We start from the raw sequence: 19,186 nt of genomic DNA on the forward strand, positions 1-19,186 counted from the left end.
CAGACACCCACCGGCGCAACAATTTAATCACCTACCGTTCAGATATTTCTTGACGGCAACTTCGATCTCAAATTATTTATCACCTATCGTTCAGAAAAAGGAGTTGACGATGATTAAAAAAGCTCTCGCCGCCTGCGCAGTCGCCCTTTCCATGATGAGTGGGTCCGCTCTTGCTGAAGACACGACGGTGTTTGAAATCGCCTGGTTCAAGCTCAATCCAGGAACTGAAAGCGCAACGATGTTGAAAGCGGCCCAGCATGTGCAGGATCATTTCCTGCCGAAATTCGACGGCCGGATATACCGCGAACTGATGCAGCAAGATGGTGGCGACTACTGGATCGATTCCATTCATTGGCGGGCTCTCGGCGATTTTGAAAAGGCAGCTGCCGAGATCCTCACCGACTCAAATGGAGCTCCGATCATGGAGCTGATCGACTTGTCCTCAATGGCCTGGTTCCATGCTGACCGGGTTCGCAAATGGGACGGGGACGTGCCGCAAGGTGATGGGTTTACGGAGATTCAGTTTTTCCGCCTGGTTGCACCGGGGTCAGAAATCGAGTTCCTGGTGCCAACAACTGACGAGGAATTCCTGGAAGCGGCTGAGGCCATTCAGGAGAAGCTGTCAGCCCAATCCGGGTTCGGCGACCGGGAACTCTTCAGAACCGCCGATGGCTGGTGGATTGATCTCATTCACTGGAATTCTAAGGCCGATGCAGACAACGCCAAGGCCATCATCATGGCGGATATGGCCGAACCGGAATCGGTGGCCATGTCCTTTCTCAGCAAAATCGATCCGAAAAGCCTGAAAACTTTCAACATGAACCAGAAGAAGGTCTGGTAACCGGTCAGGGCAGCGACCAAATGGAAGCTGCCCCGCCCGCTTGATCCAGAAATAAGCAACCTTGCCGTCTTTAACCCGCCTGCCAGACTTTGATGGCGTCAACCGGATAAAGCAGCATCAAGACGTTGAGGGTGAGATTGTCCCGGATCACCCAGAGCGCCAAAAGCTCAAAGAATATGCCGACAGCGATCGTCACCCAGACCGGCATGCGCCAGGCGAAGAAGAACCCAGCGAGCATCCAAATGATGTCGAACACGGAATTGAGTACGCTGTCGCCGGTGTAGCCGACCGCAATCGTCGCTTCGCGGTAACGGTCGATGATCCATGGGCTGTTTTCCGCCACTTCCCAGGCCGCCTCAATGAAGATCGCACCCAAAGCGCGCTCCCCAACAGATCTCTGTTTGAACAACGCCCAGAGCAGCCAGTAAAACAGAAACCCATGGATGATGTGGCTGAAGGTGTACCAGTCCGCAATGTGCTGCGAGGATCCGGCCACATCACTCGCCGGTGTCCAGAAAAGCACATACCCGCACTCACAGATCGGGATCCGGCCCATAAAGAGCAAGATCACGGCTGTGGCTATGATCATGAGAAGGCCGGTGATCAGGCAAGCGCGATTGGTCAAAGGCTTTTTCTTTCTATTTGGACTGGATGATGACCGGGGCAGCCCAGCAGAGAGACGAGTCGCCAATAATTATTCAACTTGTGGATAGCAATTCCAACACCCTCCGTCATCCCATGACTTGATCATGGGATCCATACCGGTTTCCTCCATTTCAGCCATACACTGCCCTTCGTCATGCTCGGCGTAGCGGAGCGCTGACCGAGGTTCAATCTTTCGCAAAACGCGTCGTCAGAAATCTCAGAGCCTGCGGCAAGCGGGATTGAGAGTAGATCCCGGATCAAGTCCGGGATGACCGTGTGGTTTCCTGTTATAAACAAACAAAATTGACACCCCAGTTCGCATCGCCGAACCGACCACTCATATGATTTCCTGATGCACATGGCACCAATAGATCGGTATTTCCGCACTTGAATATCCATACCCATGGTCAGCAATTCCGGGCTCTGGTAAGACTCAGGCACCGCACAACACGCCTTGAACACCTTGGCAATTTGGGCCGGATGACAGGATCAGACTGAAAGCATGCCAAAACAACTGTCTGCGCTTTTCTTGGCCTCCTTTCTGGTCAATCTGGCGAATGCAGCTATCTCCACCATGCTCGGTATCTTGATCGCGAATGAGGGCGGGTCGCAAGGCGATGTGTCCTTCATCGCCGCGGCCTATTCAATCGGATTTGGGGTCGGCTGTTTTGCAGCCCCTAACCTTGCCCGCCGCAGCGGGGTGATCCGAACCTATGCCGCAGCGGCCGCAATCGCGACCATCACGATTATTGGTCTGGAGGCCTTGGACAACACCTTTTCCTGGGCGGCCCTGCGCTTTGTTATGGGTGCCTCGATCGCAACCGTTTTGGCCGTCTCCGACACCTGGATCAACCATGACGCCCCGAAAGACAGGCGCGGGCAGGTGATCGCGCTTTATTCCATCATTCTGGGCCTGGCATCCATCGGCAGCCAAGTGGTCTTTTTATGGATGGGCTCTGATGCGGAAAGCCTGATCCTCTATTTCGCGGCTCTCATGAACATCTCGGTCGCCGTGATAGCCGTCACCAAATCAGAACAACCAGTCCTGCCGCCCTCAACCGGCACCAAGGCGGCTCTGAACATCCCATCCCCGACTGCTGGTGTCGGTGCTTTTGTCTCCGGTTTCTCTGTCACCTCCACCATCTCTGTGCTGCCGTTTTACCTGACCAGCCATGGATTATCTGTCTCACTTGTGGCGATTGTGATCATGCTGCTTTACGGCGGGCGCCTATTTGCGCAGTGGCCGGTCGGCATATTGTCAGATCGAGTTGACCGCCGCTTGGTGATCATCAGTCTCGCTATTCCTGCGATCCTCGTCATGATTGCTACGGCCGTTATAGGAGACGGCGAAGGACGGGCTTTTACCGGCGCTCAAGGTTCGGTTGTGCAGATTTTCGCTTTTCTGTCGCCGGTCCTCTTGGGGGCGGCTATTTTCCCGCTCTACTCCGTCTCCTCGGCCCTGGCGTTTGACCGGGCTGCAGACGGCACGACAACAGAAGTCTCCTCAACTTTGCTGCTGCTTTATTCAATCGGATCGGTTGTAGGGCCAACCACCGTGATGATCACCAGCTCTGTGATCGGCGATTATGCCCTTCAGGGGTGTGTCGCCGCCGTGAACCTGGTGCTTATCGCCGTTGCCCTCTTGAGGTTGTCGCGGATCCAGGCACCGGAGGAACACAGCCCATCTATACCAATCCCGGAAAACAGCCTGAAAATGGTTCAGCAAGCCGGCAAGATCTCGGAAGAAGAAACGAGTTGAGCCGAGACACAACGCCTATGAACCAGCTGAGCTCAGAACCCTGGCGTTCCGGCTTACCATCCACTGTTCCAGATCCTCAGCTTTTCTTGGAGGCGACAAATGGAAGCCCTGGAACAGCCGGCAACCGCAATTTTTTAAAAAAACCAATTCATCTTCGGTTTCGATGCCTTCAGCAACAACAACAAATTCCATCGTTCCCGCCATCTCGATCATGGCGCGCGCGATTTTCTGCATTTTTGGACTGTCGGTCACTCCGGTGATGAAGGAGCGGTCGATTTTCAAAACGCTCACCGGCGGCTCTATCAAAGAAGCGATCGAAGAATGCCCTGTCCCGAAATCATCGAGGGCAAGCGTGATGCCGTAATTCTGCAAGACGTTGCATTGAGCAATCAGGTCTTTGTCCCTGTTGTCGAAAAGGATCGCTTCGACAAGCTCCAGCTGAATGCGTTCCGGAGACAAACCGGCTTGTGACAATTCATCCAGGAACACCGAAACGAACTCGCTGGACCGCAGCGCGGACGCTGTCATGTTCAAGGACAATTTGCCGACATCAAATCCCTTCTCCAGCCAGCTTGCATACTGCGCAAACGCCTTTTTGCGCACCTGCTTGTCTATGGCCGGCATGATGGCCGCCTGGTTGGCGGTTTCCAGAAAATGCGCAGGCAGCAAAGCAAGTGTTTCGGACGTATCCCACCGGGCAAGAACCTCCAACGCTGCGACTTTTCCGGTCTCAATATCGATCAAAGGCTGAAAAAACGGCACGAACTGGTTGCTGTGAATTCCGCTTTCGATTTCCGACACCAACCGCACGGATTCGTCATGACGCGCTACCATTTCCGGTGACAGGAATTGAACCGCCGATTTTGTGTTTTTTGCGTTGTAAAGCGCAATGTCGGAGTTGGAAATCAACCGCTCGACGTCCAGTTTTTCGCATCGATTGAACTGGACCACACCGATGCTTGCCCCGACCCGGCACGCATGGCCAAGATAATAAACTGGCCTTGAAATTTCTTCCAAAAGTTCATGGGCCGTTTCATTCAACGCGCTTTGATCGGTGACGTCTGAAAGCACCAAGGCGAATTCATCACCGCCTATACGGACCGGCAAGTCGTGCGCGCCGGCATAGCGGTTTAGAACCGAAGCCGTATGTACGAGAACCTGATCTCCGGCAGCATGGCCGAAGTTGTCATTTACAGCTTTAAAGTCGTCCAAATCGATATGCAAAAGCGCAAATTGGCTGGGCGTCCCGGGCGCATGAAGAATTTCGCTCAAATGGTTATGAAGAGCTGCGCGATTGCCTATCCCGGTCAAAGGGTCTTCTAAAGCCCGGCGCTCGGCTTCTTCCTTTGCTGCTTTTAACGCTGACGCCAGCTTCTCACTGTCCTCCAGCAATGTCTTTTGCGCCTCAAGGGAATAGATGAGATCAATCGTAAAATCGTTGGGCTTGAAGTCCGATTCAGTCAGCTGAAATCTCTGAACCATCTGCCGGATGTGCATGCCAAAGGACAGATCGAAGAAGATGCCTGCGCAGGTGGCGACGGCTACGCCGCGAAACTGAAGGCCTTCGCCATATTCCGGAAGGGCGGCGATCAAAAGACGCACACCCGTGCGTTTTCTTAATGATTGCATACACCCAACGTTGCGCGGACGCTCGATCTTAAAAACATCAAAAAAGTTACAACCTACCACGCCCGGTCCGAGCACTTTTTGAAGCGTTGGCCCCAATTCAGTTATCCGGCCACACTCGCTCACCATCACCTGCAGGGGAAAAAGCGTATCTGTTGAAGATCGCGAGAGTTTGACAAAGGAATTGCTCAATTCGCGTGTCCGGAAGTCTTATGGCCACTTTGAACATCTACGAGTTTCACTTCGAAAATATCGTGATCTTCCCCGTTGGATTTGAAAGCCGTCTGTTTAACTTCAACATGTTCGCCCGCTTCATTCGCCAATCCGTAGAGCAGTCCGATCACCATTGGCGCCAAACCTTGGCGTTCGGAGTAATAGTGAAGCTGGCATAGACCGTCTTCGCCTTCCTCCAATTCAAATGACGGCGGCTTTAAATGCGGCATGGAAATCAAAATGCGGTCATGCATATTGTCGAGCCCCTTGAGCTGTTCCACCAAAGAGGACCCGGACAAGCGCATTAAATTTCCGAAGTTCGATCGGCCGGCAAATTCAACCCAATACTCACCGAATAGCCGCAACACATCATCACTACTCAACCCGGTATGTTCGCTGATCGCGCCAACAAGCTTGTAGGTGACGGAGTCGTCGTAGCTGGCCATCCGATCAAACTCGAGGTTTTGGACATCTGCATCCGAACAGATTTTCGCCCAGACCTCCTCTCCGTAAGTTTTCAGTATATATTCACGCACCCCCTGGTTCACCATGCCATACATCTTCACACCGCCAATCTATCCAGGATTGCATCGAACCAATATTCACTTAGTAACAATAACCAAAATTACTTTAACTTATCACCCGCTCAACCATCAACAACTTTCACTTGGTTAAGCGCATCTAAACTCTCCAAATAATGCGGGAAATCACGTATTTTCAAATAACACCCCCTCCTAGCCGGCGCCTTTCCAGCTCAATCCCGAACAGGAAATTGCTACCGCATAAACGAAATCCTTCTGGAGTTTTCCAAGAATTCCCTCTAGAACCTTGCGCCAACGAAACATCAATCCGTCTGGCTGATTTGAACGGCTTGCGCTCCCGGGTTCCGGTGTGATGCGCGGCCCCAAAATATGCTTTGGCTGGCGGCTTGCTCAGGAGATTTTTCAATGGCGAACAATGGCGCGGCACCGCACCAGACCCGGCGCACCTTTGCGATCATTTCCCACCCGGACGCCGGTAAGACAACGCTGACGGAAAAGCTGCTTCTGTCGGGTGGCGCGATCCGGGCGGCCGGTCAGGTCCGCGCCCGCGGTGAACGCCGCCGGGCCCGCTCCGACTGGATGAAGATCGAGCAGGAACGCGGTATTTCTGTTTCGTCCTCCGTCATGACGTTCGAGCGCAAGGGCATCATCTACAATCTCTTGGACACGCCGGGCCACGAAGACTTTTCCGAAGACACTTACCGCACGCTGACCGCTGTGGATGCGGCTGTTATGGTGATCGACGCCGCAAAGGGGATCGAGACCCAAACCCGCAAGCTGTTCGAGGTTTGCCGCCTGCGCGATATTCCGATCATCACCTTCGTCAACAAGATCGACCGTGAAGGCCGCCATGCGCTGGAAATTCTGGACGAGGTTCAGGAAGCACTCGCGCTGGATGTCTCTCCGCAGACCTGGCCGGTCGGAATGGGCTCTGACTTCTTCGGTGTATATGACTGGCAGAAAAAACAGTTCCACACATCGGAAGGTGAGCGCGGCGGGCCTTACATGGAAACCAAAACCGTCTCCGGCCTCGACGATGACATCCTCACCGGAACGGTCTTTGACCGGATCATGGACGAGCTCACCGAAAACGTCGAACTCGGCGCGGAAGGTTATGCGGAATTCGACAGGGAAAGCTTTCTGGAAGGCCATTTGACGCCGGTCTTCTTCGGCTCGGCCCTCCGGGACTATGGCATTGAAGAAATCCTAGACTTTATCGCCGACTTTGCCCCGCCGCCGCACTCCCAACCGGCCACCGGCGGACGGACCATCATGCCGGATGAAGACAAGGTCACCGGCTTTGTGTTCAAGGTTCAGGCGAACATGGACCCGAAACACCGGGACCGCATCGCCTTTGTGCGCTTGTGCTCAGGCACCTTCAAACGGGGCATGAAGCTGAAGCATGTGCGCGCGGGCAAGCAGATTGCGGTCTCTGCGCCGATCTTCTTCTTTGCCGAGGAACGCGAGATCGCCGACCTTGCTTATCCGGGCGATGTCATCGGCGTACCGAACCATGGCCAGCTGCGCGTAGGTGACACCTTAACCGAAGGCGAAAACATCCACGTCACCGGCTTGCCAGCCTTTGCCCCTGAAATTCTGCGCCGCGTCCGCCTTGGTGACACCATGCGCGTCAAACAGATGCGCCAGGGCTTGCAGGATCTCGCCGAAGAAGGTCTGGTCCAGATTTTCAAGCCGGATCTTGGCTCCAACTGGATCGTCGGTGTGGTTGGCGCGCTGCAGCTTGATGTGGTGGTTGACCGCATTCGCGCGGAGTATGGCACAGAGATCGGCTTTGAAACCGTACCTTACACGACCGCTCGCTGGATCGAAACTGATCAGCCGACCTTACAGAAAATGCTGGAAGGCCACCGCATGTCGATCGCCAACGACCGCGATGACAAGCCGGTGTTCCTGTTCAAGAACGCCTGGGAAGTCGGCCATGTCACCGAGAAATTCCCGGATGTGACCTTCCGCGAAACCCGCGAGATTGTTTATGAGAGCTAACCGTCTCTAACCGACTGACTGATATGACCGCCACCCTCCGCCCTGTTGCTCCGTCCGATTGTGATCTGGTCTGCCGGCACCGGCATGACATGTTTTTGGCGGCTGGTGACGCGGACGCTGGGGCAGCTGCTATGACACCGGCTTATGCCGCATGGCAGGAACAAGCGCTGCGGTCCGGAGCCTATTTCGGGTTCATTGCGGAAGTCGATGGAACGGCAATTGGCGGGGTTGGTTTGATGGTGGTCGACTGGCCGCCACACCAACTCCATCCGGAAATCACCCAACGCGGGTATGTCCTCAATGTATTCGTGGAACCGGAGCACCGAGGCAAGGGTATTGCAAAACAGATGATGGCAGCGGCGGACGCTGAGTTCAATCGCCGTGGCGTCACACATGCTGTGTTAACGGCAACCGATCAGGCGCGGCCGATCTATGAAAAAGACGGTTGGGTTCTTACAGCGCAGATGGGAAAAGATATGCGTTGAGAGCGCCAGAGCCGCCTTAATCCGTCGCACTGCGTATTGTTATGGCTAGGAACTCCGGATTAAGTATCGTCACTTCCACCAATAACCTGACAATAAAAACAATACTTTCTATAAGTGCTTTCAATTAACATATACATTCATCACTTTTTTCATATCCTTAACTAAATTGCTCACCCTATTTATTATATCTAGATTACAAATAATCTTTTCAATTTTTTTTAATTGCTTCCACTCAATCTGATCTGGTTGGACCGGGAGCAATTTACATGACCGCAGAAAACACACTCGCAGATAACGCCCTGAAACTCCGCGAAGCGTTCCCGGAACCTACCGCAGAAGCGCAACAGCATCTGTTTGCAAATCTGATAGCCGAGCACTGTTCGGATTCGATTGTTTTTACCGATCCGCAAGGAAAGGTGCTTTGGGTAAACGAACCTTTCCGGTCCATGACCGGTTACTCATTGTCAGAGATACTCGGAAAAAAACCAGGTTCGCTCCTGCAGGGACCGGACACTGATCCGAATACTGTTTCTGAAATTTCACAGGCGCTGCGATCCCAAGTCGCGATCGATTGCGAGATCTTGAATTACACAAAGAATGGTGAATCCTATTGGATCGACCTCACTATTACCCCCGTTCGTAATCATGACGGTGTTCTTACTCATTTCATGTCAATCGAACGGGACATCACTGAGAAGAAGAAACTCGCTGAAGAAACAAAAAAATCCCTGCAATCGGAACAGGAACAGCGCCGGGAGCGAAAAATCCTGTCGCAGATGTCAGAATGGCTGTTTGCTGCCCGGTCGCAGCAGGAACTGGAGAAGATCGTTGCCAAATCGATGGACAAAATGTTCCCAGGAACCAACGGGGCTTTTTACATCTATTCCAATTCTAGGGATGTACTGGAACAGGTTGGGCAGTGGGGTAATCTGAGTTCGCCTACCCATATCCACGCCGACGATTGCTGGTCGCTACGCCGGGGTCGATCCTATGCCTATGGAACGAGCGATATCTCTTTTGCGTGTGAGCATGTTCACGAAAGCAAACATGCTTATTTTTGCCTGCCAATCGTCGCTCATGGCGACACCATAGGTATGATGCACATCGCCTTTCCCGAGTACAATATCGGCGCTACCGACAACCGGACCCTACGAGACGCACTTGCCAACAAGTGGGACCTCTCGCTGATCTGCGCCGAACAGATTAGTCTTGCAACGGCTAATGTGAAACTACAGGACGAGTTGCATCAGCGGTCGGTTAAGGATCCGCTCACAGGCCTGTGGAACCGGCGCTGGTTCAACGAGACGGCAAGCAGGGAAATCAAACGTTTCGAAGAAAACGGAACGCCGCTGACGTTGATGATCATCGACATCGACCATTTTAAGAAGTTCAACGACACATTCGGTCACGATGCCGGCGACATTGTTCTGAAGTCTTTTGGCGTCGCGCTTCAAGAGGTATTTGAGAACAACAGGTTCGCCTGCCGTCTTGGCGGAGAGGAATTCTGCATTCTGTGTGTCGGCGATGGGATGGATCAGGCAAATGAACAATTGGCCGTACTCCGTGAAACAATCGCGGGAAAACACATCAGGTATGATGGCCACCAGCTTCCGACGATCACATTCTCGACGGGCATTGCCGAATATCGTCCGGAAGACGGCGACCTCAAATCCTTCGTCTGCCGATCAGACGAAGCCCTTTACGCGGCAAAGAAAGCCGGTCGGAATTGTGACATGATCGCGTCCGAACATGCACTCTAAGATCTGCGTCTCCCGGAGATCATCCCGCTATAAGCAAATCTGCTAGCAGATATCCGGTGGATCTGAATTCCAAACGTCTCAAAACCCGTCCGTCTGGGTGTCCATCAAGATGTAGAGGCCTGCCGCGATCATCACCAGCGGGGCAAGGCGTTCGAAGAATTTTTCGGTTTTGGCGGAGGGTTTCAGCAATCGGTTGAGGCCTATGCCAAGGCCGAGCAGGACGGCAACAGCCATTAGCGCTCCAGATAGAACAAAGCGATCCAGCTCCGGCCTTGTGTCTGCAAAGAAGGCCGCCATTAGCACGAAAGTATCTGTACTTAGCGCTAAAAAGAGCGCCACTGCCCCGATGACCGATCCGGTTGGCAATGACTTTTCTACTGCTTGCTCCGTCCGCCGCCGGTTTCTTAAAACCTCACGGAAACCAAGTGCAACAGGCACGATGCCCAAAAGCCCGAGATCGGCTGGCGCCAGTATGGCCGCCCCGCCGCCAACAACTATGGCGCCGCCAATTACCACGACTTGTGCCAGCAGAAATCCGGCGACGGCCGCAAACCTGCGACCCGTAGACGCCAATGCCAAAAAGGCAAACAGTCCGTCGATGTTGGTTAGAATGTAAGCGGATGCGACAGAAAGCGCGAAGAACATCCAAGCGGTCCGGTATCATGTGTTTTTTGGTTGTTAGATCCCAGTCATAAACAGGCAACACCCGTCTGTCTGCGGCAAATAACACTGAAGGAAGTTTTTAGACGCAGCCCACCGCCCTCTAAGTGCAAATAATTCAAAATCAATCATAACGCGCACCTCTCAACAACAGCGCAAGAAAAATGCGAACTCATGACACAACTTACATGGGAAATTTTATCAAATTCACAAATTGTTTTCCGAAACAACCCATTTTTTGGGGCTGATCATTGAAACCGCCTCGCATTTATTTGGGTTCAATAATACAATTTTCGAACACCAAACCGAATGCGAGAAATCCAGACAGTGTCCACCGCAGAAACTGTGACTGGCCATTCCGGACAGACGACAGATACCGATGTCTATAGCGAAATAGACAAGGGGGCGGGAAAGGCGCGTTTAAGGCGCATTCATCGGCTGTCGCGCCCCTTCTGGGCTTCTTTCGTGATTGGCGCTGCCAGTCTACTCATCTTTGCTGCATTTCTCGTCAATACACTCGACCGCCAATCGATCACATCCAGTGAACGTGTATTTGGTTCCGTACTAGACGAAAAACTCGACCGTCTTTCGGAAATCACATTGGAATACGGATTTTGGGATGAAGCCGTATCGCATCTTGTTGACCGTTTGGACATGGAGTGGGTCGATAGCAATCTGGTTGAATACATTTATGCTGAACTTGGCATAATCGGAGTCCATGTTCTGGACGGCCAAAACAGTGATCATCTGCATGTTTACGAAGACTTAGTGGCCGATGGCAGCTCCATGGCGGCTTATGGCAGAGACACATACAAAATCATCAACCACGCCCGCCGGTCTCCTGACAACGAAACCCCAATCCCGGTAACCGGTTTTCTAGGCACTGCCGAAACTCTCTTCATGGCCAGCGCCGTGCGTATGACGACTTACGACCGCAGCGACACCAACACCAGCACCGACCACGTCATGATGTTTGTCAGGCAGCTGGACGATGATGCGCTCGTTGAGCTCAGTCGGAAATTCCAGATGCCCGGTTTGAAAGTCTCGACAGAAGACCCCGGTTATTTTCAGGCAAGCTGGCCTATCGCAAATGCAGATGGAATCGTTTTTGCCCGCTTCATTTGGAACCCAGAGCTTCCCGGCCGCCGATTGCTGCTTCCTTTGACCCTTGGACTGCTGATTGTCTACTTGGGAATGATGTTCGCCGCCCGGGCGTTTCTGAAACAGGCAACGCAGCTGGTTGTTGCTCTCGAAAACTCCAGAAGGCGGACCGAAGAAGCGAAAGAATTGCTTGCCAGCCAAGCCAAAACGGATTCTCTGACCGGGCTTTGCAACCGACGGCACTTTGAAACCGTTCTCGATGAATTGTCCGCCGTCGCAAATGGGCGCCGGGAATTTGCTCTTATGTGCATTGATCTTGATTGGTTTAAGGCAATCAACGATTCGATGGGCCACGAAATCGGAGACGAAGTTCTCAAATACGTTGCTGATGTATTGCGGTCGCTTATTTATCCGCAGGACAGAGTTTTCCGGCTCGGCGGCGACGAGTTTGTGATTATTTTCGGATCTGCAGACAAGGACCGGATTGCCGCCGTTGGGCAGGATGCCATTACAATCTTGTCGCGGCCGGCGGTTATCAAGGGCAAGACCTGCACATTCGGAGCAAGCGCAGGCGTTGCCTATTCTGTTGAGCCGGTCAAATTGCTCCGCCGTGCGGATGCCGCCCTTTATAAGTCTAAAAAGAACGGCCGCGGTCAGGTGTCGGTCTATGTCCCGGATGAAGAGGACACACCAACAGCAGATACGACTGTTTCCTAAGGCCTTTGCACTTCATTCCGCTAGCTGGCTGGCATCAATGCCATGGCCCGCAATTCGCCGTTCTTTTCGCGTCACCAGATATACACCAGCCAGGATCATCAGCAGGGCCAGCCAGGTGGTCCATACAGGGTGTTCGCCAAGGAAGAAGATACCGAGCAGCGTGCCGACAACGGGTACGACATAATTAACCTGAGACAGCTTGGCAGCGCCGATACGCGGGATCAGATAGAAGTAGATCAAGGCCGCCAGGGCCGTCGGACCGAGCCCCAGGTAAACGACAGCCAAAGACGAAACACCCAACAAGTCAGGAACCGCCTGCGGCTCAAAGAAGATCAGCAGATAGCCCCCCATCCCTAATGCTCCGGTAAGCACGGAGGCCGCCGCCATTTGGATCGGATCTGAATGCGGAAACCGCCGCGAAAACAGCGCTGTGAAGGAATAACAGAGCGCAGCACAAACAAGAGCGACTTGCGGTAGCAAACTGCCGAGATTGCCTGGTGCGATATCGGGAACAACAAGCAACAAAACTCCGCCAAACCCGGCTACCGCCCCCAAAACCTTAGACAGGCCCAAGCTTTCTTCGTGATGCACCAAGGGCGCTGCGGCGAGTGTCACGATCGGGGCGATCCCCATGATAAGGGCTGCGAGCCCAGTGTCGACCTCTTGTTCGGCATAACTGATCAGCAGAAAGGGAAGAACATTTCCCGAAAGGCCAACAACTGCCGCAATCCCCCAGCCTCGCACTCCCAGCGACAAACCACTCCCCCGGATCAAAAGAACAACGGCAAGGATGAGCGCACCAATGGCCATGCGGCCGAAAACTAGGGTCTGCGGACTATAGCTTTCAACCGCCACACCTATGGCCAGGAATGAACTGCCCCAAAGCCCGGCCAACAGCCCCCACAACAGAAAGTCCCTTGCGTGCATCTACCAATCCTTTAAACTGCTATTAAAGAAATAGCATGCTATTACTAACATAGCAACAGGAGTTCCCGTGCCAGATAGTCCCTCCACCAATATCCCTGTTCCTGGAAAAGCGGTTCGCGGATCGCGCAGCGGCAGTCCGATCATGGCCATGTTCGATCTCTTGGGGCGCCGCTGGGCTATGGGGGTTTTGTGGACCTTGAGTGAGCGGGGACCCAGCACATTCCGCGCCTTACAAGAGGCGTGCGAAACAATCTCGCCTGCTGTCTTGAACGCACGCATAAAAGAACTCAGAAGCGCCGGATTTGTTGAGCAAGGCAAAGGCGGTTACCAGGTAACGCCCTTGGGCCAGGACGTCTATGACGCGCTGTTACCGCTTTCGAAAGTCTCCAAGGTCTGGGCAGATGAACTTGCCAAAGGATCTGGTGGCACGGCTTCCAATGATGACGGTCCGATAAACGAATAGCTCAAAAGCCTTGGCGCTGCCCGCCGCCACGCTATGTCCTTCCTGAGAGGTTAAGTGAGGGAGACGTCATGGCAGAGCCTGAGATTGCACAAAAAGCACCGTATCCGGTCGAGGTGGAAGCAGAAAAAAACTATTTCTGGTGCGCCTGCGGGCGAAGCAAAAACCAACCCTTTTGCGACGGCAGCCACAAAGGCACCGGGTTGGCTCCGGTTAAATACACGGCAGATAAGACTGGTAAAGTTTTCTTTTGCGGTTGCAAATCCAGCGCCAAATCTCCGTTGTGCGATGGCAGTCATAACAGGCTTTAGCGGCAGTTGGGCATCCGGTTGATGCTGCCAATCACCTAAAGCTCAATCCAAGATGAAACGCACAATCATCTGGTCCAGAAGCTTGGCATGCGGACCGGAGAGCATGTCTTGCGCATGAAGGCTTCCGGGCAATTCCAGAAGCGTCTTTGGCTCCGCAGCCTTTTCAAACGCTTGAACGGCCCGGCTCCGGTAAAAGTCCTGGCGGGTGTAGATGAACAGTTTTTCCGTTTCCGGATCATCCAATGCCCGTCCAGGCGATGGCGCCAGCAAAATGATCTTTTGAATACGGCCAGCTGGCAAGTTGGCGACGGCTTGCTGGACGCCGCCGCCACCCAAACTGGCTCCAATGAGGGTTATGTCTTCAAACCCTTCGCCTGTCAGAAAATCAACGGCAGCCTCTATGTCCTCGCCAGAGATGCCCGATGTCGCAATTGAGGCGATATTCTGGGATTGCAGCTTTTCAGCGAATGGTGCCCAGCTCTCGGCTGTTGCCCCGGACTGATGCGCTAGAACAACTGCCTTTGTGCCTTCCGCTTCAAACCAAAGCGCATTCCGCTCAATCACTTCCCGGATGGTCAAGACAACGGTTTTCGGCTCTTTGGCGCTTGTTTGCGCTTGAATGGCAGAACTCCAAACGCTCATGCAAACCACCAGAAGTCCCAGAAGTCTCATCCGACCCTCCCCATAGAAAAACCCCGTGCCAAATGTTTGCGCAACAGCCAGACAAGCACCAGCCCGGGCAATAGCAACAAGGTGCTGGCGGCTGAGGAAACCCCGATATGAACGAACCCCAACGGCTCTGCGACCAAGCGCATGACAACGCCGATCGGTTTTGCATTCACCGTCGTCAAGACGTTGGCGATCGCCAATTCCACCCAGGAAAACATGAAACAGAAGAACCCGGCCACGCCCAAACCGGTGCGAATTTGCGGCAGCAGGATTTCAAAGAAAAACCTGACCGGACCGTACCCATCCACCGCAGCAATTTCTTCCATCTCGGACGGAATGGCTGAGATAAATCCTTCCAGTATCCAGATGGCAATCGGCAAGGTGAACAGGCAATGGGCGATCGCAACAGCCAGATGGGTATCGATCATTCCCAAGGTCGAAAACACTTGCACCATCGGGATCAGGATCACAGCTGGCGCGATCATTCGGAAAATAAAGACAAAAAAGAAGGCGTGATCACTGCCGGCAAAGCGGAACCGGGAAAACGCATACGCCGCCGGCAGGGCCAGGGAAAGTGTCATCGCCGCATTCATGACGACGTAGATGATCGCATTCACATACCCATCGACCCAGGCTTTCTTCGAGAAGATGTAGCCGTAGTTTTCCAACGACACGGGTCCGGGCAGCAGGTTGGCGTTTTCTTCACTGACACCATTTGGCTGAAGGCTCAGGACAAACAGCCAATAGACCGGCAGAAGGACAAACACGGTGTATCCGAAAACAACTTTGGACTGCCGTTTGGTGGAATTTGAAAATCGGTTAGCCATTGAGCGGTCTTAAACTCCGGTACAAGATCCAGGCAATCGTCACCATCATCGCGAGATAAACTATGGACAAGGCGCCAGCCTCGCCAAGGTTAAACTCCTGCATGGCTGTCTTGATCAATTCCTGGGACAGAAATGTTGAGGAGACATGCGGGCCGCCGCGGCTGATCATCAGGGGTTCGGTGTAGATCATCAGACTGTCAGCCAACCGCAACAGCAGTGCGATCAAAAGAACTTTTTTGAGTTTCGGCAGCTCAATGTAGCGGAACACAGCCCAGTTGCTGGCGCCATCGACGGCGGCCGCCTGAAAATAGGGCTGCGGGATCGACAGATACCCAGCGTAACACAGGATCACCACCAGCGGCGCCCAATGCCAGGTATCCATGGCAAGGATTGTAAACCACACCCAAAGGACTGAGTTCAGATCCGGCGCAAACCCAACACTGGACCCAAGAGCGCCAATGAGACCGGCCTCCGGGCTCATGGCATGACGCCAGACAAATCCGACAACAATCCATGGGGTTAACAAGGGCAGTGCGATCAGGGCAATGAACAACTCTCCGCGTTTTTGGACATGGAAGAGTTTCCGGGCGACATATATGCCCAGAGTGAACTGAAGGGTCAGAGCAAGCGCTGAAAACAAAACTGTGCGGCCCAGCGCGCCCCAGAACTCCGATGACCGCAGCATTTGCCGATACCAATCGAGCCCCACCCAAAAGAACTGATCGCCGGCGAAGCTGTCCTGAACCGAGTAGTTTACGGCCGCCATGATCGGAGCAAAGCCAACCAGCACAAAAAACAGCGCGGCCGGCAGAACAAGAAGCCAAGCTGAATTGTTGTATTTCCGAGTGACCATGCGACCTCCCTGGCGGCACGATCAATTACTACATATGTAGTTTTAATATGCAAGCATCAATCCGAACGCCGGCAATTGCTTGGCCTCAGCCATCCGGTGAAGGTTCTGGTACATAGAGATTTCCAGCCCCTCGATGGACCATGGACGATAGGAAAAATGGACGGACGCTGCCGCCAGATTGATAACCACAATCAACGCCAATACGGCGCTGAAGAGGCCCCGGCGATTTGATGCTACGGGCTCTTCGAAAAGCAGGCCAAGACGTAATTTGAGGTCTGTTCTCGCTGACAAAGACTGACCCAAAAACGCAACAGCGGCTTGTGGCAGTTGCCGGCGCGTTGAAATCAATGCAGCGACAGCAACCAAGCTCTCTGCGTATGTGACCGGTGAAATCAGACCACGGTTCAGCGTGTGGCGGTCGCAGGCATATTCGCTGAGTTGCCTGTGCCAGCGGCACCAAACCCAAAAGGCAGGGTTCCAACCGCAGACCAAGGAAAAGCCGGCTCGGATCCAATTCCAATGAAGGTCGCCGTTTCGAATGTGCGTCCCTTCATGCAGCAAGACCGCCCGCCGGTCCGCAGCGGACATTCCTTTTGGAACAAATATCTCCACGCCGAAGAGACGCAAAAAAGCGCAAGGCGTTTGATCCACCGCCCTACACCGCACGGTCACCCGACCCCGCCTGGTCATCAAAGGCGCCTTATGGATCATTAGCCGCAGACGCCAAACCTCGACTATCAGCCAAGCGAAGAACAACATGGCCGCGCCCGCAACCACGAAGGTTGTGACCCCAGCGCCTTCGTCTCGTTCAAAAACCCTGGCTCCCAAAACGCCGAACCCACCAGACGGATTGATGGGTATGGTCAGGGAGGAGAATTCGAAACCGGCGGTCAGTTTCGCCATCTGCAACGACAGCGGGATAATCGCCGATAGAGCCAACGCAGCACGCAACAGCATCACTTCAGAACGAGCATCGAGACGGACGTTCAGACAAGTCAACAAACACCGGCCACATCCCAGAATTGCCAGCGTCAACAGCAACGCACCGTTTATGACGATGACAATTGCCACGACGGTCATGATCGTTTCTTCTCGTCAATCAGCCGCCGCAACTCATCTAACTCTTCTGTTGTAAAGGAGTTTTGCTCGATAAACTGAGATGCCAGGGACGAAGGACGGCCGTCAAAAAACTGGCGCACCAGCGCGCTGAGACGCGACTGGCGGAAATCGCTGCGGTCCTCGGTCGGTTCAAAGACAAGGCTTCGCCCTGTCTTTGTGGCGGTGACCGCCCCCTTTTCAAGCATCCGGTTGAGATGGGTCGCGACCGTCGTATAGGCAAAGGCCTTGTCATCCGGCCGGCTACGGGCGAGTTCTCCCTGGACTTCAGAAACCGTTGCGCGGCCCAGCCGCCAAAGTACAGCCATCACATCCAGTTCGGATTTCGACAGGTTTTCCGACTTCATGGTTCACCCCGGCACCACAATTATGAGGCGGATTATTCACTCATACTATATTTGTAGTACATCAAGTCGGAACAATTTCGCAACGGGTATTGAGCTGATTGCGTTCAGCTCAGATTTATCCGGCTTGGCAGATTTTTATAGGCACAAAAAAGCCGGCCCATCGGCCGGCTCATTCAGTCTCGAGATGATCAGGATGCTTTCGCGGTTGGCGGCAACTCGATGTCGATGCCAAGTGTTGTGACATCGCCGTTGCGATCCATTTCCAGGCGCACCGAATCCGGATCAATGTCGATCCGCTTGGCAACAACGGCCAGAATGTCTTCACGAAGACCGGAAATCAGCGCCGCGTCGGCACTGCTGCCGGCCCGTTCATGCGCAAGAAGGATCTGCAGCCGGTTTTTGGCAACTGAAGCACTCTGATCTCTTTTGCCAAAGAGGCTCAGGATGTTCATGCCGCCCTCCCCTTGAAGATCTTGCCCAAAAAGCCCTTCTTTTCTTCAGGAATAGTGACCGGGATGTTTTCGCCCAGCAGGCGCCGGGTGGCTTCCATATAGGCGCGGGCCGCCGGTGAACTCTCATCGGCCAAGGTCACCGGCAATCCGACGTTGGAGGCTTTCAGGACATCCTTGCTTTCCGGAACAACACCGATCAGCGGCACGGAGAGGATGTCGACCACATCGTCAGTTGCCAGCATGTCGCCGGTCTTGGCGCGGGCCGTGTCATAGCGGGTGATCAGAAGGTGCTTTGGCATCCGCCCGCCTTCTTCGGCAACTTCAGTCTTGGCATCAAGCAGGCCAATGATGCGGTCGCAGTCGCGCACAGAAGACACTTCCGGATTGGAGACGATGATCGCCTCGTCCGCATGCCGCATGGCCAAGGTCGCGCCGCGCTCAATGCCCGCCGGGCTGTCGCAGATAATCCAGTCGAAATAATGCCGCAGCTCGCTGATGACGCTGGCAACACCTTCTTCGGTGAGCGCATCCTTGTCACGGGTCTGGGAGGCAGGTAGCAGGAACAGGTTGTTCAGCTTCTTGTCGCGCACAAGCGCCTGTTTGATGGTGGCTTCCCCGCGCACCACATTCACCAAATCAAACACAACGCGGCGTTCCGCGCCCATGATCAGGTCGAGGTTGCGCAGGCCGACATCAAAGTCGATGGCGCAGACCTGATAGCCTTCCTTGGCAAGCGCCGAGGCAAGAGCCGCGGAGGTGGTTGTCTTGCCGACCCCGCCCTTGCCTGACGTGACCACAACGACGGTTGCGTTGCTCATGGTGTTCGTCCCGTTTGTTGCCGGGTGGTGCTCCCCTGAGACACCTGCCCGAA

At 53.9% G+C, this 19,186-nt stretch carries 20 protein-coding genes; 8 read left to right on the top strand and 12 right to left on the bottom strand.

The annotated features are described in order from the left end of the window. Positions 1-109: 109 nt before the first annotated feature. A complete protein-coding gene (locus tag FJ695_RS23655) occupies positions 110-841 on the top strand; it encodes an antibiotic biosynthesis monooxygenase (protein WP_141187733.1) in 732 nt (243 codons plus the stop codon). A 70-nt stretch (positions 842-911) separates the two neighbouring features. On the opposite strand, the gene FJ695_RS23660 is transcribed toward FJ695_RS23655, so the two are convergent. Then, positions 912-1,466, bottom strand: a complete 555-nt coding sequence (locus tag FJ695_RS23660) for a DUF2585 domain-containing protein (RefSeq protein ID WP_141187734.1) — start codon at positions 1,464-1,466, stop codon at positions 912-914. 522 nt (positions 1,467-1,988) lie between these two features. Between FJ695_RS23660 and FJ695_RS23665 the strand changes: the two genes are divergently transcribed. Then, a complete protein-coding gene (locus FJ695_RS23665) occupies positions 1,989-3,245 on the top strand; it encodes an MFS transporter (protein WP_141187735.1) in 1,257 nt (418 codons plus the stop codon). Positions 3,246-3,260: 15 nt separating this feature from the next. On the opposite strand, the gene FJ695_RS23670 is transcribed toward FJ695_RS23665, so the two are convergent. Together FJ695_RS23670 and FJ695_RS23675 are read right to left on the bottom strand one after the other, a co-directional pair. Beyond that, positions 3,261-4,847, bottom strand: coding sequence for a bifunctional diguanylate cyclase/phosphodiesterase (locus tag FJ695_RS23670; RefSeq protein WP_168206473.1), 1,587 nt, complete (start codon positions 4,845-4,847; stop codon positions 3,261-3,263). 212 nt (positions 4,848-5,059) lie between these two features. Next, complete coding sequence (locus tag FJ695_RS23675) at positions 5,060-5,635, bottom strand: heme NO-binding domain-containing protein (protein WP_168206474.1); 576 nt, start codon at positions 5,633-5,635, stop codon at positions 5,060-5,062. A 396-nt stretch (positions 5,636-6,031) separates the two neighbouring features. Between FJ695_RS23675 and FJ695_RS23680 the strand changes: the two genes are divergently transcribed. The 3 genes from FJ695_RS23680 to FJ695_RS23690 all read left to right on the top strand — a co-directional run bounded on the left by FJ695_RS23680 (position 6,032) and on the right by FJ695_RS23690 (position 9,875). Next, positions 6,032-7,630, top strand: coding sequence for a peptide chain release factor 3 (locus FJ695_RS23680; protein ID WP_141187738.1), 1,599 nt, complete (start codon positions 6,032-6,034; stop codon positions 7,628-7,630). A gap of 23 nt (positions 7,631-7,653) precedes the next feature. Continuing rightward, positions 7,654-8,115, top strand: a complete 462-nt coding sequence (locus FJ695_RS23685) for a GNAT family N-acetyltransferase (RefSeq protein ID WP_141187739.1) — start codon at positions 7,654-7,656, stop codon at positions 8,113-8,115. A 266-nt stretch (positions 8,116-8,381) separates the two neighbouring features. Then, positions 8,382-9,875, top strand: coding sequence for a diguanylate cyclase (locus FJ695_RS23690; RefSeq protein ID WP_141187740.1), 1,494 nt, complete (start codon positions 8,382-8,384; stop codon positions 9,873-9,875). Between the two features lie 78 nt (positions 9,876-9,953). Here FJ695_RS23690 and FJ695_RS23695 read toward each other — a convergent pair whose 3' ends face one another. Further along, a complete protein-coding gene (locus tag FJ695_RS23695) occupies positions 9,954-10,520 on the bottom strand; it encodes a hypothetical protein (protein ID WP_141187741.1) in 567 nt (188 codons plus the stop codon). Between the two features lie 342 nt (positions 10,521-10,862). Between FJ695_RS23695 and FJ695_RS23700 the strand changes: the two genes are divergently transcribed. After that, a complete protein-coding gene (locus tag FJ695_RS23700) occupies positions 10,863-12,353 on the top strand; it encodes a diguanylate cyclase domain-containing protein (protein WP_168206475.1) in 1,491 nt (496 codons plus the stop codon). 12 nt (positions 12,354-12,365) lie between these two features. Here the strand turns inward: FJ695_RS23700 and FJ695_RS23705 are convergent, their stop codons facing one another. Next, complete coding sequence (locus tag FJ695_RS23705; protein WP_141187743.1) at positions 12,366-13,280, bottom strand: DMT family transporter; 915 nt, start codon at positions 13,278-13,280, stop codon at positions 12,366-12,368. 67 nt (positions 13,281-13,347) lie between these two features. Between FJ695_RS23705 and FJ695_RS23710 the strand changes: the two genes are divergently transcribed. Together FJ695_RS23710 and FJ695_RS23715 are read left to right on the top strand one after the other, a co-directional pair. Continuing rightward, positions 13,348-13,743: a winged helix-turn-helix transcriptional regulator gene (locus FJ695_RS23710; RefSeq protein WP_371708800.1), complete on the top strand. Its 396-nt coding sequence runs from the start codon at positions 13,348-13,350 to the stop codon at positions 13,741-13,743. Positions 13,744-13,811: 68 nt separating this feature from the next. Then, positions 13,812-14,051 (top strand): CDGSH iron-sulfur domain-containing protein, encoded by a 240-nt coding sequence (locus FJ695_RS23715; RefSeq protein WP_141187744.1) that lies wholly within the window; start codon positions 13,812-13,814, stop codon positions 14,049-14,051. 42 nt (positions 14,052-14,093) lie between these two features. Here FJ695_RS23715 and FJ695_RS23720 read toward each other — a convergent pair whose 3' ends face one another. From FJ695_RS23720 to minD, 7 genes are all read right to left on the bottom strand, one after another. After that, a complete protein-coding gene (locus FJ695_RS23720) occupies positions 14,094-14,723 on the bottom strand; it encodes an alpha/beta hydrolase (RefSeq protein ID WP_141187745.1) in 630 nt (209 codons plus the stop codon). Beyond that, complete coding sequence (locus FJ695_RS23725; RefSeq protein ID WP_141187746.1) at positions 14,720-15,547, bottom strand: carbohydrate ABC transporter permease; 828 nt, start codon at positions 15,545-15,547, stop codon at positions 14,720-14,722. The genes FJ695_RS23720 and FJ695_RS23725 overlap by 4 nt, the downstream gene beginning before the upstream one ends. Continuing rightward, positions 15,540-16,400 carry a carbohydrate ABC transporter permease gene (locus FJ695_RS23730; RefSeq protein ID WP_141187747.1) on the bottom strand — a complete coding sequence of 287 codons (861 nt, stop codon included), beginning with the start codon at positions 16,398-16,400 and terminating at the stop codon, positions 15,540-15,542. Before FJ695_RS23730 ends, FJ695_RS23725 begins: the two co-directional genes overlap by 8 nt. 42 nt (positions 16,401-16,442) lie before the next feature. Beyond that, on the bottom strand, positions 16,443-17,480 hold the full coding sequence (locus FJ695_RS23735) for a M56 family metallopeptidase (protein ID WP_141187748.1): 1,038 nt from the start codon (positions 17,478-17,480) through the stop codon (positions 16,443-16,445). After that, the gene (locus FJ695_RS23740; RefSeq protein WP_141187749.1) at positions 17,477-17,863 is read right to left on the bottom strand and encodes a BlaI/MecI/CopY family transcriptional regulator; all 387 of its coding nucleotides are present in this window, start codon (positions 17,861-17,863) and stop codon (positions 17,477-17,479) included. The genes FJ695_RS23735 and FJ695_RS23740 overlap by 4 nt, the downstream gene beginning before the upstream one ends. A 188-nt stretch (positions 17,864-18,051) precedes the next feature. Then, entirely contained in the window at positions 18,052-18,315 is a 264-nt protein-coding gene (gene minE, locus FJ695_RS23745) for a cell division topological specificity factor MinE (protein ID WP_141187750.1), read from the bottom strand. After that, positions 18,312-19,133 carry a septum site-determining protein MinD gene (gene minD / locus FJ695_RS23750; RefSeq protein ID WP_141187751.1) on the bottom strand — a complete coding sequence of 274 codons (822 nt, stop codon included), beginning with the start codon at positions 19,131-19,133 and terminating at the stop codon, positions 18,312-18,314. The genes minE and minD overlap by 4 nt, the downstream gene beginning before the upstream one ends. Positions 19,134-19,186: the final 53 nt, after the last annotated feature.

The organism is Labrenzia sp. PHM005, assembly GCF_006517275.1.
Classification (GTDB): domain Bacteria; phylum Pseudomonadota; class Alphaproteobacteria; order Rhizobiales; family Stappiaceae; genus Roseibium.